Below are 16904 nucleotides of genomic sequence, written 5' to 3'. Positions count from 1 at the left end.
CTGGCCATGAGCGCTCATGCCCTGCAACGCACTAACGTTGTCACCGCCCCGCCCCCCATGCGCCTGGTGCCCGGTAAACGGCCCTCGGTGGATGACCTCTACCCACGGCTGTTCGATGCCATCCTCGAACAGCGCATCGTGCCCACCAGCCGCTTTACCGAAGAAGGCCTGGCCGAACAATTTGGCGTCAGCCGCAGCGTACTGCGCCGGGTCCTGGCGCGCCTGGCCGAGCAGCAAGTGATCATCCTGCGCCCCAACCTGCGTGCCCAGGTGGCGGCGCCCGATGCGCAGCAGGTGCAACACATTCTCGAGGCGCGGCGCTTGATGGAAGTGACTGTGGTGCAATTGGCGTGCGCACAGGCCAGCCCCGGCCAGATGCGGCGCTTGCGCGAACTGGTGGCGCGCCAACGGGCGTGCGTCGAACAGGGCCAGCAAGGCCCGGCCATCCGCCTGTGTGGCGAGTTTCACCTATTGCTGGCGAGCATTGCGGGGAATCGGCCACTGGCGCAGTTTCTCAATAGCCTGGTGCCGTTGACCTCGCTGGTCATTGCGCAACAGGGAGCGTTCGCCGGGACCTGGCGTGAGCAGTCGGCGATGATCGAGGCACTGGAGCGCAGGGATGGGGGCACGGCCGTAAGCCTGATGACCCAACATCTGGATCATCTGCAAGCACAACTCTCGTAAGCCAATGGAGATTCAACTGTGGGAGCTGGCTTGCTTGCGATGGCGGTGGGTCAGCTGCCAGCAACAGTGACTGGACTGCCTCTATCGCGGGCAAGCCCGCTCCCACAGGGGATCTGCGCGGCGCAGAGAATGTTGGTACCACCACAAATCAAATGTGGGAGCTGGCTTGCCTGCGATGGCGGTAGATCAGTTGCCAGAAACAGTGACTGGACTGCCGCTTTCGCGAGCAAGCCCGCTCCCACAGGGGATCTGCGCGGGGCAGAGAATTTTGGTACCACCACAAATCAAATGTGGGAGCTGGCTTGCCTGCGATGGCGGTGTATCAGCCGCCAGAAACAGTGACTGGACTGCCGCTTTCGCGAGCAAGCCCGCTCCCACAGGGGATCTGCGCGGGGCAGAGAATGTTGGTACCACCACAAATCAAATGTAGTAGCTGGCTTGCCTGCGATGGCGGTGAGTCAGCCGCCAGCAACAGTGACTGGACTGCCGCTATCGCGGGCAAGCCCGCTCCCACAGGGGATCTGCGCGGGGCAGAGAATGTTGGTACCACCACAAATCAAATGTGGGAGCTGGCTTGCCTGCGATGGCGGTGGATCAGCCGCCAGAAACAGTGACTGGACTGCCGCTTTCGCGAGCAAGCCCGCTCCCACAGGGGATCTGCGCGGGGCAGAGAATTTTGGCCCCACCACAAATCAAATGTGGGAGCTGGCTTGCCTGCGATTGCGGTAGATCAGTTGCCAGAAACAGTGACTGGACTGCCGCTTTCGCGAGCAAGCCCGCTCCCACAGGGGATCTGCGCGGGGCAGAGAATGTTGGTACCACCACAAATCAAATGTGGGAACTGGCTTGCCTACGATGGCGGTGGGTCAGTTGCCAGAAGTAGTGACTGGACTGCCGCTATCGCGGGCAAGCCCGCTCCCACAGGGGATCTGCGCGAGGCAGAGAATGTTGGCACCACCACAAATCAAATGTGGGAGCTGGCTTGCCTGCGATGGCGGTGGGTCAGCCGCCAGAAACAGTGACTGGACTGTCGCTATCGCGAGCAAGCCCGCTCCCACAGGGGATCTGCGCGGGTCAGAGAATGTTGGTACCACCACAAATCAAATGTGGGAGCTGGCTTGCCTGCGATGGCGGTGGGTCAGCCGCCAGAAACAGTGACTGGACTGCCGCTTTCGCGAGCAAGCCCGCTCCCACAGGGGATCTGCGCGGGGCAGAGAATGTTGGTACCACCACAAATCAAATGTGGGAGCTGGCTTGCCTGCGATGGCGGTGGGTCAGCCGCCAGCGACAGTGACTGGACTGCCGCTATCGCGGGCAAGCCCGCTCCCACAAGGGGCACCAGGGGCAGCAAATTTTGCATACACCCCACATTGAATCGAGTGAAAACAAAAAGCCCCGTCTCTCGCGAGACGGGGCTTTGTTTTAACGCGCTAGCAGCCGATTACAGCACCGCTTGACCACTCATGGCCAGGTCCAGCAGTTCCCGGTTGGCCACCGCGTACATGGCGTAGTCCGTGCCGACCGCAGCCCGGATTTCCACCATCATCGCGCGCCAGCGTTCGACCATGCTCGCGTTCTGCTCAAGCCACAGGGCCACGCGGGCTTCCATGTCTTCTGGCGCATCGGCCATTTGCAGAACCTTGATGGTGATCGCCCGTTGCTGCCAGTCCACGTCATCGCGGAAGGCTTCGCGGGCCTGGGCCTGCCAGTTGTTGCCCACCGGCAGATCGCTGATCTGCTGCAGGTACCACGGCAAGTCCAGGGCGCTGCCCACGGCGAAGTAGGCCTTGGCCACATCGGCAGCGCTCTGACCGGTAACGTCAGCAGCCTCGATGATCGGCAACAAGGTGTACAGGTGCGTGGTGCCAGCAACCATGCGCGCCAACAGCTCAGGCACACCGGCTTCGACATAGGCCTGGTAACGGTTCTGCCAGCCTTCGCGGGTCGGGCCTTCCAGCAGTTCGTCGAGCTTGAGGCCCAACGCCGCCAGGTGCGGACCGAAGTGCGCCACATCACGCGCGGCATCCTGCTCGTTGCGACGGCTGCGCAGGAACCAACGGGTAGCCCGACGGCCCAGGCGCATCAGTTCGTCCATCAGCGCCAGTTGCACTTCAGCCGAGACCTGGTGATCCAGGGCTTCGATCTGACGGAACCAGTGCGGGAGGTGGAAGATGTCGCGCACGATCACATAGGCGCCCGCCACGTTCGCCGGGCTCATGCCGGTCGACTCTTTGAGGCGTTGCACGAAGGTGATGCCCATGTGGTTGACCAGGTCGTTGGCGATCTGGGTGCTGACGATCTCGCGCTTGAGGCGGTGGCGACGCATGGCCTCGCCGAACTTGGCCACCAGGCTCGGCGGGAACGCGGTCTCCATGTCGCGGGTCAGGTAGTCGTCATCCGGTACCAGGGACTTGAGCAGCGCTTCCTTGAGGTCGATCTTACTGTAGGAAATCAGCACCGACAGTTCCGGACGGGTCAGGCCCTTGCCGCTCGCGGCGCGCTCGACGAGCTGCTCCTCGGTCGGCAGGTACTCGATGGCGCGGTCCAGCTTGCCGCGGCCTTCCAGGTCGCTCATCAGACGCTTGTACTCGGCCGCACGCTCGTAGGCTTTGCGCGCCGCCAGGGACAGGGCCTGGGTCTGCTTGTAGTTGTTGCCCAACACCAGGCTGCCGACTTCGTCGGTCATGCTCGCCAGCAACTGGTTGCGTTGCTTGTCGGTCATGTCGCCAGCCTGCACCACTTCGTTGAGCAGGATCTTGATGTTCACTTCGTGGTCGGAGCAGTCCACACCACCGGCGTTGTCGATAAAGTCGGTGTTGGAACCGCCGCCATTGAGGCCGAATTCCACGCGACCCAGCTGGGTCATGCCCAGGTTACCGCCCTCGCCCACTACTTTGCAGCGCAGCTCGTTGCCGTTGACGCGCAGCGCGTCGTTGGCCTTGTCGCCGACATCGGCGTGGCTTTCGGTGCTGGCCTTGACGTAGGTGCCGATACCGCCGTTCCACAACAGGTCCACCGGCGCCTTGAGCAAGGCGTTCAGCAGCTCGGTCGGGGTCAGCTTGTCGGCCTGGATGTCGAAGCGTTCTTTCATCTGGGGCGAGATGGCAATGCTTTTGGCGCTGCGCGAGAAGATCCCGCCGCCTTCGGACATGATGCTGGTGTCGTAGTCCGACCAGGCCGAACGCGGCAGCTCGAACATACGCTGGCGCTCGATGAAGCTGGTTTCCGGGTTCGGGTTTGGATCAATAAAGATGTGCAGGTGGTTGAAGGCCGCGACCAGTTGCAGCTTGTCGGACATCAACAAGCCGTTGCCGAACACGTCACCGGCCATGTCGCCGACGCCGACCACGGTAATGCTGTCTTTCTGCACATTGATGCCGCGCTCACGGAAGTGACGCTGCACACCGACCCACGCGCCCTTGGCGGTGATGCCCATTTTCTTGTGGTCGTAACCGGCCGAACCACCAGAGGCAAACGCATCGCCCAGCCAGAAGCCGTAGTCGATGGCGATGCCGTTGGCGATATCGGAGAAGGTCGCGGTGCCTTTGTCGGCCGCCACTACCAGGTACGGGTCGTCGTTGTCGTGGCGGACCACGTTCAACGGCGGCACCAGGGCACCGTCTTTCAGGTTGTCGGTAATGTCCAACAGACCGGAAATGAAGATGCGGTAGCAGGCGATGCCCTCGGCCGCGATCTCGTCCCGGCTGCCGCCCAATGGCAGGCGACGCGGCAGGAAGCCGCCCTTGGCGCCGACCGGCACGATCACCGAGTTCTTCACCTGCTGGGCTTTTACCAGGCCCAGCACTTCGGTGCGGAAGTCTTCTTCACGGTCGGACCAGCGCAGGCCGCCACGGGCAACGTTACCAAAGCGCAGGTGCACGCCTTCGACCCGCGGCGAGTAGACGAAGATTTCAAACTTCGGCACTGGCTTGGGCAACTCGGGAATAGCGTGGGGGTTGAACTTGAAGCTGAAGTACGACTTGTTCTGGCCGTTGGCATCCGCCTGGTAGAAGTTGGTGCGCAGGGTGGCCTTGATCAGGTCCAGGTAGCGCCGCAGGATCCGGTCTTCATTAAGCACCTGCACATCGTCCAGGGCGTTGAGGATCGCTTGCTCCAGGCGCTGCTGCTTGTCTTCCAGGTCGTCGGCAGTCAGCTTGCGCGCCAGGTAGAAGCGCGTCTTGAACAACCGGGTCAACTCGCGGGCGATGTCGGTGTGGTTGTTCAGGGTGCTGGCGATGTAACCCAGGTCGAAGCCCAGGCGGATCTGCTTCAGGTAACGGGCATAAGCACGCAGCAGCGCCACGTCACGCCATGGCAAGCCGGCAGTCAGTACCAGGCGGTTGAATGCATCGTTCTCGGCATCGCCATTGACGATGTGCACGAACGCATCCTGCAGGGTGTCGTTGAGCTGCTGGATATCGAGGTTCAGGCCTTCGGCGGCGGTGAACGCAAAGTCATGGATCCAGAACTCGCGGCCATTGGCGTGGCGCAGGCGGTACGGGAACTCACCGAGCACGCGCAGGCCGAGGTTCTCGAGGATCGGCAGTACATCCGACAACGCCAGCGGAGTGTCAGCGTGGTACAGCTTGCAGTGCAATTCCTGCTGGCCGGTCACGTGGCCCAAAGGCTGGTAGAAGCTCATCACCAGTGGCTTGGCTTCGGTCAGGTTCAACAGGTGCTGCATGTCGACCACGGCCGAGTGCGCGGCAAAGCGCTCGCGGTAGCCTGCCGGGAAGCCTTTCGGGAAATCCGCCAGCACGTTGGTGCCGTGGGCTTCGCCGAAGCTCTCGACCACCAGGCTCGCGTAGTCGTCCTGCCAGCTGCGGCAGGCCTGCACCACTTCTTTTTCCAGGAGCAGCGGGTCGATATCCAGGCGGTTCTTCGGATCGACCCGCAGAATCAGCTGGACACGGGCCAGTACGGACTCGGAGAAAAACGTCCAGAATTCGCAGTCCGAGGCTTTCAGGCGATCCATCAGCACTTGCTGGATCTTCTGGCGCACTTCGGTGGAGTAGATATCGCGCGGCACGTAGGCCAGGCAGTAGCAGAAACGGCCGTACGGGTCTTTGCGCAGGAACACGCGGATCTTGTTGCGTTCCTGGATCTGCACGATCGACATCACGGTGCTGAACAGCTCGTCCACCGGGGTCTGGAACAGGTCGTCGCGGGGCAGCACTTCAACCACCTGGGCCAGCTCCTTGCCCAGGTGCGCCTTGGCCTGGAAGCCCGAGCGGCGCTCGATTTCCGCGACCTTGCGGCGGATATAAGGAATCACCCGCACGCTTTCGCCGTACACCGAGGAGGTGTAGAGGCCCATGAAGCGGCATTCCTTGACGACCTTGCCGTCAGCATCAATCTGGCGGATCGACACGTAGTCAGGGTAAGCCGGACGGTGTACACGGCTTGGGTGCGCGGCCTTGGCGAACGACAACACGGTCGGCTCGCGCAGGTAGGCCACGGCGTAATCTTCGATGCGCAGGTCTTCAGCGGTGAGGCCGGCGCGCAGCAGTTTGGTCAGGCCGAGGAAGGAGTTGGCGTCATATTCCAGATGACCGCCGTCCTTCTCGTCACGTACCACAAATTCTTCATAGCCGAGGAAGGTGAAGTGGTTGCCCACCAGCCATTCCAGGAAACTCTTGATCTCGGCCTTTTCTTCACCGTCGATGGTCAACGGGCTGTTGTCGATGCTGTCCAGCAGCTCCTGGACCTTGGCTTTCATCGGCTCGAAATCAGCCACGGCCACCCGCACTTCGCCCAATACCTGCTCAAGTTCCTTGCTCAGGACGTTCAGCTCGGCGGCGTTGGCGCAGCGGTCGATCTCCAGGTACATCAGGGATTCTTGCAGGACGTCTTCGCCCTGGGTGCCCTTGGGCAGGATTTCCAGCAACTCGCCCTTCTTGCCACGGCGCACGCTGAGTACGGTGGTTTGCAGGGTATGGATGCTGTAGCCGCGACGGTTCAGCTCAGTGCGCACCGAATCCACGAGGAACGGCAGGTCATGGTGCAAGACCTCGACCGCAGTGTGGGTCGACTGCCAGCCGTGGCGTTCGTAGTCGGGGTTGTAGACCCGCACTTGCGGCTGGGTATGATCAAAGCGCTCAAGCAGGCGCCAGGCAGACAGGGTGCAACCGGCCAGGTCGGACATGCGACGCTGGGTCAGCTCGTCCAGGGAAATGATGCCGAAGAATTGTTCAGCGAACAGCGCCACTTGTGGCAGTGCCTGTTCACTGATGTGCTGCGCCAGTGCCGCTTGCAGTTGATGCTGGAAGTCGGCTTTGCTGGCTGCGGTGAAGAACGCCATCTGTGGTACTCCGCTTGGGCTTGTTATTGATGGAAGCGTCGCGTGTTGTCCCCTGATGGGGAGGCCGTCATGTCTGTTCGCAGGTGCTGATGATAAGCACCATAGACGAATCAGGGTGACAGGTGGGTGAAGCTGGACAAGACCCTGAGGTCACATTCGACGTCCACTGGATGCACCACCGGCGGATGACGACACGACGGGCAGGCCAGAGTCACGTAAAAGGTACACCCGTTGCGCAGCTTAACGAGTGCGGCGAGCAGGCTGCTTACTGCACTGCGACATATTCGGTCAACACCCGGCAATGGGCGGTTGCACCAAGAGCAACCCATCCCGCCAGTCAAGGGGTGGCTAGCGATTGAAAGTGGGCGGCCATGCAGGCACGGCGAGAGTGCTGACAGGTAAATATTCATACACTCGTACAATCTAATTCCCAGCTCCACGCAGGAACCGTATTTCAAAATTCAGTCACTTAGTGTGCGTAGGCAGTCATGCCCATAAAGGCCCTATTACCACTCAACGAGGCTCAATTGAACGTACACTCTTCCGCCCTTAACGTCCCACCCGGTGGGAACCGTGGCTCTTTCTTCCAGCCCACTGCACGATCAAGTTCGGACAATGCCCCCGTTGCCTCCACGCCGCACTTTCCGGTGCCCTATTTCAAAGCGCCCCTATCCAGCAACAAGGCCGTCGAACAACTCATCAGCCAGTACAAGCAGCCCAAGACGGCAGATGAAATTACATCCATGGAAGTAAAGCGTCAGATAAAGGAAAAGTTCGGTAAAGATATTGACCCCGATAACACCTACTTAGTGAGCATTCAGTATGATCACCGCACCAATACCCCACCTTACAGCGGGGTCATTGTTCAAAAAATATCCCTGACTCAGGCAGCGAGGCTCAACCAGCAGGAAGAGCCTGACTTCCACGGGGCGATACGTTCAAAAGAGGACGGCCCTTTTGAAATAAGGAAAAGTTCAAAACATACAGATAAGCCTGACGCCTTTGGTAGGTTCCCGCGCCCAAATGAGACGGGGTTCACCAGCCACTTTCAAGGGATTTACACGGAGCCGCAGCAGGGGTCTGCGAATACCTATGATGCGAGCAACAGAGTCGATATCCCGGCAACTGAGTTCAAACAGATGGTATGGGATAACAGTTATAAATCCCCTTATGACCAGTACCTTAACAATTACTGGAACGGCAACTCCCGCCATGCCTACTCCGAAGCGGCGAGAGGTGCGTTTTTGAAAGCGTCACACGTTCAACACCATGACAAGTCTCTTACCGAAAACGATCGCCAGATTGCCATGGGTGTCACGGGCATGCCGGCCGACAAAAGTTACCTATCCCTTAATCAAAATGACCTGACACAGCCCTACAAGGCTGACCCGAATCTGGAAACCAAATTCCTCACGTTCAAAGGTTTCCCCATGCGCGCTTTTTACACCCAGGATAAGACCACGGGCCGGGTCTTGTTGTATCTACCTGGCCAGGCGTCTCCGTTGAAAGGCTTCGACTCCAAGAAAGAAATGAATAAATGGCTGGCCGAGCAAATGAAAGATCCGCAATTCGTCGAGAGTTTCAAACTTTACTTCCGCCCCGAAGACCTCGGTAATGAATTCCTGTCTAAAGGCATTGATGCACTCGTAGACAACACCCGCAATGTACTTAACGGTGACCTTCCTGCCTCCACGCAAGAAAAGCTCGGTTATTTTGACGAGGGTGGCCTATTCAATGGCCAGGTTGTCCAGGGAGGTCCATTCGAGGAACTCCAGCATCGCACCGAGGTAGACCTGAAAAGCGCCACTCGTTTTCAATTCGTCCTCAATCGCGACGTCAACGCAAAGACTGCGTTCAAGTACTTGAACTGGGCAAAATATGGGCTACTTCTTTTAGCCCCACTCGGAATCGCTTTCCCGCCGCTGGGCATTGCCCTGACGGCCACAAGCACAGCGGTGGGCACCGCGCAACTCGGCATTGGCATAGACAGCTATATCCACAGGCGCCCTGGGGCAGACAAGCTCATTGGCGAAGGTTCCGTGAAAACCCTTCTTCCTGTGTTCACCAGTGGTTTGGGGAATGCCTTTAAACCGTTAAGCAGCGCAATCAGTGCCTGGGCCTCCAAAACCTGATGCCCGCTTGATACAAAAGCCGACACAAAGCCCGATGCAATGGCAGAATCAAGGCCTGCCGGCCTTGAAGCCGCCTTTCCAGACAGGACTCTACATGCAACTGACCACCACCCACCTGCTCGCCACCCCCTGCGACGACGAAGAAGACAACATGGCCATGCTCTGCTGCCACGGTACCCATGGCGAGATGTTCATGCTGTCGCGTTATCCAGATGAGGACGAGGTTGAACTGACCTGGGACTACGAGCCTTCGACCCTGGAAGGCTTGAAGATCACCCTGAGCGCGACCACCCTCCTGGTGGAAATCGGTGCGGCGGACAAGGACGCATTGGGCGGCAGCGACCACCTGCAGATCAATCACGGTACCGCTGAGGCGGACCTGGCCGAGGTAGAAGAAACCCTGCAGAACATTCTCAAGGGCACTGGCACTTACATCCGCACGCCTTGATGGGCACCTGCTAAATCGCCGCGATGAGACCCTTATAAACGCCAAAAACCTCAGACCTTTCCTACAGATCGCAAAAAAATACCCCCTGGTTCATTAGTCGCCAGCCCCTCCAATGCATTAAAGTAGGCCCCCCAGGCCTTGGCATTTTTCCCAATCCCCAGGCTCATCTTTCCAGGAACCGTCCTTGATGGAACATCGTGAAGCGCTGCTCGCGCTGCGAACCTTTCTTTCTACGCAGATTCTCGGCCAGGAAAAACTCATCGAGCGTTTGCTCATTGCCCTGCTCGCCGACGGCCATATGCTGGTAGAGGGCGCTCCCGGCCTGGCCAAGACCAAGGCCATCAAGGAGCTTGCCGAAGGGATCGAAGCACAGTTCCATCGTATCCAGTTCACCCCCGACCTGTTGCCCGCCGACATCACCGGCACCGAGATCTATCGTCCGGAAACCGGCAGTTTCGTGTTCCAGCAAGGGCCGATCTTCCACAACCTGGTGCTGGCGGACGAGATCAATCGTGCTCCGGCCAAGGTCCAGTCGGCCCTGCTCGAAGCCATGGCCGAGCGCCAGGTCAGCGTCGGGCGCAGCACCTACGAGCTGTCGCCGCTGTTTTTGGTAATGGCCACGCAGAACCCCATCGAGCAGGAAGGCACCTATCCCCTGCCCGAAGCCCAGCTCGACCGCTTCCTGATGCACGTCAAGATCGGCTTCCCCGATGCCGCCGTGGAGCGGCGCATCCTGCAACAGGCCCGTGGCGAAGCGCTGAATGGCGAGACAAAGCCCGAGCGGCGGGTCAGCCAGCAGGCGATTTTCGCCGCGCGCAAGGAAATCCTCGGCCTGTACATGGCCGACGCCGTGGAGGAATACCTGGTACAACTGGTCATGGCCACGCGCACCCCGGCCAAGTTCGACGCGGAAATGGCCGAGTGGATTGCCTATGGCGCCAGCCCCCGAGGCTCGATTGCCCTTGACCGCTGCGCCCGCGCCCACGCCTGGCTGGCCGGGCGTGACTTTGTCAGCCCGGAAGATATCCAGGCGGTGCTGTTCGATGTACTGCGCCACCGCATCATTCTGTCGTTCGAGGCCGAAGCGGCCGGCATCGACCAGGACCGCGTGGTGCAGCGTATTCTCGACGTCGTAGCCGTCGCTTGATCTCCATGAATGCCGGCGACGGGATCCATGTCAGCCTCAGCGAATTGATCGAGATGCGCCATCGCGTGCGCGAAGTACAGCTGTTTTCCACGCCCAGCCAGCGCAGCCCGTTGATCGGCCTGCACCACTCCAAACTGCGCGGGCGCGGTGTGGACTTCGATCAGGTGCGGGTGTACCAGGCCGGCGACGATGTGCGCACCATCGACTGGCGCGTCACCGCCCGCACCCAGGAGCCCCACACCAAGCTGTTCCACGAAGAGCGCGAACGGCCGATCTTTATCATGGTGGAGCAAAGCTGCCGGCTGTTTTTCGGCTCCGGGCTGATGTTCAAGTCGGTCCTCGCCGCCCAGGCCGCCAGCCTCATCGGCTGGGCCGCGCTGGGCCACAACGACCGGGTCGGCGGCCTGGTGTTCGGCGATAACGAGCACTACGAAATCAAGCCCCGGCGCAGCAAGCAAAGCCTGCTGCAACTGCTCAACCGCCTGGTACGGGTCAACCAGAGCCTCAACACCGAGAGCCGCCCCGAAGCCGACGCCCTGGGCATGGCCCTGCGCCGTGGTCGCGAAGTGCTGCGCCCCGGCAGCCTGGTGATTGTGATTTGTGACGAGCGCGCCCTGACCGAGGGCGCCGAGCAGCAACTGAGCCTGTTGTCGCGCCATTGCGACCTGTTGCTGCTGCCGGTCTCAGACCCGCTGGACCACGCACTGCCCGCCGCCGGGCTGCTGCGTTTCGCCGAGCGCGGCGCGCAATTGGAAATCGACACCTTGAACTTCGAGCTGCGCCAGGCCTACAAGGCCCAGGCCGAAGCACGCATCGCCCGCTGGGAATTGCTCGCGCAAAAACTGCGGGTACTGCTGATGCCATTGAGCACCCAGAGCGAAATGGTCGAGCAACTGCGCGAATACCTCAACCCGCAACGCCCGGTGAAAAAGCCATGAGCAGCCTGGACCAGTTGCAACCGCTGATCGCCCCACCGGCCATTGGTTTCTGGCCGCCGGCGCCGGGCTGGTGGCTGTTGCTGGCGCTGATCCCCCTGGCGGGCTGGGGCTTGTGGCGGCTGCGGCGCTTCCTGCCGAGCAAACGCCCCCTGGCCCGGGCCGAACAGCCCCTGGACCCGCTGCGTATTGCCGCCCTCGCGGAACTGGCGCTGATGCCCAAGCCCTACGACGGCGCACCGGCCGGCGCCTGGCTGCAGCAGCTCAACGGCCTGCTCAAGCGCCTGTGCCGCAACGACTACCCCTACAGCCAGAGCCACACCCTCAACGGGCGCAAATGGCTGGCCTTTCTCGACAACCGCTGCCCCGCCGCCGGCCTCACGCGCTGGATGGTCCTCGTCGAGGGCGCCTACAAACCCGAATGCAAGCTCGACGACAAGGCCATCGCCGGCCTGACGCAAGCGGTCGACACCTGGATTCGCAAACATGTTTGAGTTCGCCTGGCCGTGGGTCTTTGCCCTGCTGCCCCTGCCCTGGCTGATGCGGCTGATCCTGCCGGTGGCCGACAGCGGCGAGCCGGCCTTGAAAGTCAGCTTTCTGGGCGACCTCGAAGGGCTGGCCCGGCGCCGCGCGCGCATCAACCTGCCGGGCTGGCGCCAACAAGCGCCGTTCGTGGTGCTGTGGTTGTTGCTGCTGACCGCCGCCGCCCGCCCGGAATGGCTTGGCGAACCGTTGCCGATTGCCGCCAGCGGCCGCGACCTGTTGGTGGCGGTGGACGTGTCCGGCTCCATGGACTTCCCCGATATGCAATGGCAGGACGAAGACGTCAGCCGCCTGAACCTGGTCAAGCACCTGCTTGGCGACTTTCTCGAAAGCCGCGAGGGCGACCGTGTTGGCCTGATCCTGTTTGGCAGCCAGGCCTACCTGCAGGCACCGCTGACCTTCGACCGGCGCACCGTGCGCACTTGGCTGGATGAGGCACGCATCGGCATCGCCGGGAAAAACACCGCGATTGGCGACGCCATTGGCCTGGCCCTCAAGCGCCTGCGGCAACGCCCGGCACAAAGCCGGGTGCTGATCCTGGTCACCGACGGGGCCAACAATGGCGGCGAAATCGACCCATTGACCGCCGCCCGCCTGGCCGCCGAAGAAGGCGTGAAAATCTACCCCATCGGCATTGGCGCCAGCCCCGAACAGACCGGCAGCCTGGGCATGCTCGGCCTCAACCCCAGCCTGGACCTCGACGAGCCGGCGCTCAAGGCCATCGCCCAGACCACCGGCGGGCAGTATTTCCGCGCCCATGACGGCGCCGAGTTGCAAGCGATCAAACAAACCCTCGACCAGCTGGAGCCGGTGGCGCAACAACCAACCCAGGCCCGCCCGACCCAGGCGCTGTATAGCGGGCCGCTGGCCCTGGCGCTGTTTCTCAGCCTGCTGCTGGTGATCCAGGAACGCTGGCCGGACAACGCCCTGCAACGGCTGCTCAATAAACTCTCGACCAAGGGCCATTTCCTGCAACAGCACCCGCAATGGCGGCAACGCCTTAAACGCCTGCGCTTGCGGAGGCGTCGATGATCGCTTTATGGCCGCACTGGTTCCGCCCCTGGTGGCTGTTGCTGCTGCCCGTCCTCGGCTGGTTGCTGTGGCAACTGTGGCATCGGCAAAAACGCGCCGGGCGCTGGCAGATGATCCTGCCGCCGGCCTTCCACGCCGCCCTGCTCAGTGGCGGCAATGGCCGGGAAAGCAAGTCGCCATGGCTGTTGCTGGGCCTGGCCTGGCTGCTGGCGGTGCTGGCCTTGCTCGGCCCCGGCTGGCAACGGGTCGAACAGATCAGCCAGAAGCCCGCCGACCCGCTGGTGGTGCTGCTGGAGCTGACGCCGGAGATGCTTGCCACCGACAGCCCGCCCAACCGCCTGGAGCAGGCGCGGCGCAAGCTGGTGGATCTGCTGCAGGCGCGCAGCGATGCGCAGACCGCCATCGTCGTGTATGCCGGCAGCGCCCACACGCTGGTGCCGCTGTCCGACGACCTGGCCACCAGCCGCAACCTGCTGGAAGCCCTGCGCCCGTCGATCATGCCCGAGGCCGGCCATCGTGCCGACCTGGCAGTGGAAAAAGCCCTGGGCCTGCTCAAGCACGGCGGCCTGGGCCAGGGTCGCCTGTTGTTGATTGGCTCGTCGCTGTCCAAGCAGGAACGCCAGGGCATTCGCCTGCTGCTGCAAGGCCAGGCGCCGAGCCTGTCGATCCTCGGCATCGGCAGCCGTGAAGGCACGCCAGTGACCCAGGAAAGTGGCGAGTTCCTCAAGGACGAACAAGGCGCGATCCTGATCCCGCGCCTGGACAGCCCGACGCTCAAGGCCTTTGCCAGCGAAATGGGTGGCCGCTATCGCCAGGCCCGCCTGGACGACAAGGACCTGCGCGGCCTGGGCCTGCTGGACGGCCCGCAAAACCTGCGCGACGACGGTCAGCGCCTGCAACTGGACACCTGGGCCGACCAGGGTTACTGGCTATTGCTGCCCTTGCTGCTGCTTGCCGCCTGCGCCGGGCGCCGTGGCTGGCTGTTCTGCCTGCCGTTGCTGCTCCTGGCCGCGCCGCAGCCGAGCTACGCGTTCAGCTTTGACGACCTGTGGCTGCGCCCCGATCAACAGGGCCAGTACCTGCTCAAGCACAAACGCCCGGCCGAAGCCGCCGAACACTTTGAAAACCCGCAATGGCAGGGTGTCGCCCTGTACGAGGCGGGCAACTATGCGGAGGCGGCCCGACGTTTTGCCGAAGGCAGTGATGCCTATTCCCACTACAATCGTGGCAATGCCCTGGCCCGCACCGGTGAGCTGGAAGCCGCGATAGACGCCTATGAGCAAGCCCTGGAAGCCCAGCCGGACTTGCAGCCCGCCCTGAAAAACAAAGCCCTTGTCGAGAGCCTGCTGCTGGAAGAACCGGAACCTGAGCCGCCCGCACCGGAAAAAAACGAGGATGACGAATCCACCCAACCCGGCCAAACTGCACAACCGGGCGACAGCGGCCAGCAGGCCAACGGCGGCGAGCAATCGCCCCAGGGCGCGGGCCAGGCAGGCACGGCTGACACACAAACCGGCACCCCGCCCGTTGCCGGCAACAACGAAGTACCCGGCAGCGAACTGGGCGACGAACAAACCACGACGCCGCCCTTGCGCCCCACCGAGAGCAACCTCGACGAGGAGCACCGCCAGGCCCTGGAACAGTGGCTGCGACAGATCCCGGACAACCCCGGCGAGTTGTTGCGACGCAAATTCTGGTACGAACAGCAACAACATCAGGACAAGACTCGATGAGCCGCTGCACCCCCTTTGTCTTATTGCTAGCGCTGTGGGCCGGTCACGCCCAGGCGGCCGACCTGGCCGCCAGTATCGACCGCAGCCGCGTCAATTCCGGGGAAACGGTGGAGCTGACAATCGAGTCCAACGACGTCACCCAGTTCGGCAAGCCGGACCTAGCGCCCCTGGACCCGCTGTTCGACGTGCGTGGCACCCGCCAGATCAACCAACTCACCACCCTTGACGGCAGCAACCACGCCACCACTCGCTGGATCATCACCTTGCAGCCCAAGACCACCGGCACCGTGGTGATCCCGCCGCTGCAACTGGGCGAACTCAAGACCCAGGCGATCAGCCTGCAAGTGGACGAAACCCTGGGCCAGGACAGTGATAATCAACTGGAACCGGTATTCATCGAAGCCAGCCTCGATGAGGGCAGCGTCTATGTGCAGGCCCAGGCCCTGCTGACGGTGCGCATCTACCACTCGGTGGCGCTGTATGACGACAGCAGCCTGACGCCGTTGCAGTTGTCTGACGCGCGGGTCGAGCAGGTGGGCGATTCGCGCACCTATGAAAAAGTCATCAACGGCGTGCGCCACGGCGTGATCGAAATGCGCTATGGGATCTACCCGCAACACAGCGGGCAACTGCTGATCCCGGCGCAAATATTCAGTGCCACCCAAGTCGAACCGCGCCCGGCCCAGGGCACCACGCCCCAGGCACCCAGGCCCGGCAAGCTGTTGCATGTCAATTCCACCGAAATCCCCCTGACGGTCAAGCCCAAGCCGGCCCTGTACCCCGCAGACGCCCCCTGGCTGCCGGCGCGCAGCCTGAGCCTGGGTGAAAGCTGGAACCCGGAACCTACGAACGTGCAGGTCGGCGACTCCCTGACCCGCATCCTCACCCTCAAGGCCGAAGGCTTGGCCAGTGCCCAGTTACCGGCGCTGCCGAGCACCGAAATCGCCGGCCTGCGGCGTTACCCCGACCAGCCGGTGTTGAGCAACCAGAGCAGCGAGCGCGGGGTGATCGGCAGCCGCGAAGACCGCGAGGCCCTGGTGCCCAACCGCGCCGGCGCCCTGGAGCTGCCGGCGGTGGAGGTGGTGTGGTGGAACACCCATGAAGACCATCTGGAACGCACCAGCCTGCCGGCCCGCACCCTGCAAGTGGCGGTCAACCCGAGCCTGGTGGTCGACACCCCGGCCACCCCCACCGTAATCACCGCACCGGACGATGGCCGCCTGTGGATCTGGCAACTTACCAGCCTGCTCCTCGCCGGCACCACCCTGCTCGGCTTCGGCCTGTGGTGGCGGGCCCGCTCCCGCCCGGCAATCCAGCGCGCCGCACAAACCGGGCCCAGCCCCCGCACCTTGCTCGACGACCTCAAGCGTGCGAGCCAGGCCAATGACCCCCAGGCCACACGCCAGGCGCTGGATGCCTGGGCACGCCAACAACCGGAAACCCTGGCGGACATGGCGGCGCGGTTTGTGCCCTTGTCCGATGCCCTGGATGGGCTGAACGGCGCGCTCTACAGCGAAACCGGCCAGTATTGGCAGGGTGAGGAGCTGTGGCGGGCGATCAAGGCCATTCCCATGGCCGAGCGCGAACAGGCGCCGGTGGCCGACAGCACCAGCTTGCCGCCGCTGTATCCCAAGTAACTGCCCATGCTGTAGCGACATTGGGCTCGGCGCAGGCATATTCGTTGGGGCATGCGTGGACTGCTGTGGGAGCTGGCTTGTTGGTGATGGCGGGGTTGTGTACATATCCGTTGCTGCGGTCACGGCGGCTATTGGTTCCGCCCTTACGGCGGCTCACTTTGGAAGAGCGCCAAAGTAAGCAAAGCGCTCTTGCCCCACCACTCGGCACCTCGCCTAGGCTCGGTGTGCCCGTCATCCGACATTGATTTGGGGGGCCGCCGCGATGGGCCATCCATGGCCCAGCGCGGCTAACCCGGCGTCCTGCCGGGTTAC

At 62.4% G+C, this 16904-nt stretch carries 10 protein-coding genes; 9 read left to right on the top strand and 1 reads right to left on the bottom strand.

Annotated features, from left to right (window positions below; all coding sequences use genetic code 11):
• Positions 1–6: 6 nt before the first annotated feature.
• The gene (locus tag JFT44_RS21625) at positions 7–684 is read left to right on the top strand and encodes a GntR family transcriptional regulator (protein ID WP_128593614.1); all 678 of its coding nucleotides are present in this window, start codon (positions 7–9) and stop codon (positions 682–684) included.
• Positions 685–2125: 1441 nt separating this feature from the next.
• Here JFT44_RS21625 and JFT44_RS21620 read toward each other — a convergent pair.
• A complete protein-coding gene (locus JFT44_RS21620; RefSeq protein ID WP_057959829.1) occupies positions 2126–6985 on the bottom strand; it encodes an NAD-glutamate dehydrogenase in 4860 nt (1619 codons plus the stop codon).
• A 527-nt stretch (positions 6986–7512) separates the two neighbouring features.
• Between JFT44_RS21620 and JFT44_RS21615 the strand changes: the two genes are divergently transcribed.
• The 8 genes from JFT44_RS21615 (at position 7513) to JFT44_RS21580 (ending at position 16592) form a co-directional block, all read left to right on the top strand.
• Positions 7513–9117, top strand: a complete 1605-nt coding sequence (locus JFT44_RS21615) for a dermonecrotic toxin domain-containing protein (RefSeq protein WP_130898231.1) — start codon at positions 7513–7515, stop codon at positions 9115–9117.
• 94 nt (positions 9118–9211) lie between these two features.
• Complete coding sequence (locus tag JFT44_RS21610) at positions 9212–9565, top strand: hypothetical protein (RefSeq protein WP_057959831.1); 354 nt, start codon at positions 9212–9214, stop codon at positions 9563–9565.
• Between the two features lie 187 nt (positions 9566–9752).
• Complete coding sequence (locus tag JFT44_RS21605; RefSeq protein ID WP_057959832.1) at positions 9753–10712, top strand: MoxR family ATPase; 960 nt, start codon at positions 9753–9755, stop codon at positions 10710–10712.
• Positions 10713–10717: 5 nt separating this feature from the next.
• Positions 10718–11650, top strand: a complete 933-nt coding sequence (locus tag JFT44_RS21600) for a DUF58 domain-containing protein (RefSeq protein WP_057438643.1) — start codon at positions 10718–10720, stop codon at positions 11648–11650.
• A complete protein-coding gene (locus JFT44_RS21595; RefSeq protein ID WP_057438644.1) occupies positions 11647–12141 on the top strand; it encodes a DUF4381 domain-containing protein in 495 nt (164 codons plus the stop codon). The genes JFT44_RS21600 and JFT44_RS21595 overlap by 4 nt, the downstream gene beginning before the upstream one ends.
• Positions 12134–13222: a VWA domain-containing protein gene (locus tag JFT44_RS21590; protein ID WP_057959833.1), complete on the top strand. Its 1089-nt coding sequence runs from the start codon at positions 12134–12136 to the stop codon at positions 13220–13222. The genes JFT44_RS21595 and JFT44_RS21590 overlap by 8 nt, the downstream gene beginning before the upstream one ends.
• Positions 13219–14955, top strand: coding sequence for a tetratricopeptide repeat protein (locus JFT44_RS21585; protein ID WP_057959834.1), 1737 nt, complete (start codon positions 13219–13221; stop codon positions 14953–14955). The genes JFT44_RS21590 and JFT44_RS21585 overlap by 4 nt, the downstream gene beginning before the upstream one ends.
• Positions 14952–16592 carry a BatD family protein gene (locus JFT44_RS21580; protein WP_057959835.1) on the top strand — a complete coding sequence of 547 codons (1641 nt, stop codon included), beginning with the start codon at positions 14952–14954 and terminating at the stop codon, positions 16590–16592. The genes JFT44_RS21585 and JFT44_RS21580 overlap by 4 nt, the downstream gene beginning before the upstream one ends.
• The last annotated feature ends 312 nt before the right edge of the window (positions 16593–16904 follow it).

The organism is Pseudomonas sp. MF5691 (assembly GCF_016405645.1).
Classification (GTDB): domain Bacteria; phylum Pseudomonadota; class Gammaproteobacteria; order Pseudomonadales; family Pseudomonadaceae; genus Aquipseudomonas; species Aquipseudomonas shahriarae.
The sequence above is the reverse complement of the archived record's forward strand: the minus strand, read 5'-3'. Positions and strand labels throughout refer to the sequence as shown.

Bases quoted from the DNA above. Each gene is read 5' to 3' on its own strand.
- JFT44_RS21580 (WP_057959835.1), top strand. From the start codon at position 14,952: ATGAGCCGCTGCACCCCCTTTGTCTTATTGCTAGCGCTGTGGGCCGGT.
- JFT44_RS21600 (WP_057438643.1), top strand. From the start codon at position 10,718: ATGAATGCCGGCGACGGGATCCATGTCAGCCTCAGCGAATTGATCGAG.
- JFT44_RS21610 (WP_057959831.1), top strand. From the start codon at position 9,212: ATGCAACTGACCACCACCCACCTGCTCGCCACCCCCTGCGACGACGAA.
- JFT44_RS21620 (WP_057959829.1), bottom strand. From the start codon at position 6,985: ATGGCGTTCTTCACCGCAGCCAGCAAAGCCGACTTCCAGCATCAACTG.
- JFT44_RS21625 (WP_128593614.1), top strand. From the start codon at position 7: ATGAGCGCTCATGCCCTGCAACGCACTAACGTTGTCACCGCCCCGCCC.
- JFT44_RS21590 (WP_057959833.1), top strand. From the start codon at position 12,134: ATGTTTGAGTTCGCCTGGCCGTGGGTCTTTGCCCTGCTGCCCCTGCCC.
- JFT44_RS21585 (WP_057959834.1), top strand. From the start codon at position 13,219: ATGATCGCTTTATGGCCGCACTGGTTCCGCCCCTGGTGGCTGTTGCTG.
- JFT44_RS21605 (WP_057959832.1), top strand. From the start codon at position 9,753: ATGGAACATCGTGAAGCGCTGCTCGCGCTGCGAACCTTTCTTTCTACG.
- JFT44_RS21595 (WP_057438644.1), top strand. From the start codon at position 11,647: ATGAGCAGCCTGGACCAGTTGCAACCGCTGATCGCCCCACCGGCCATT.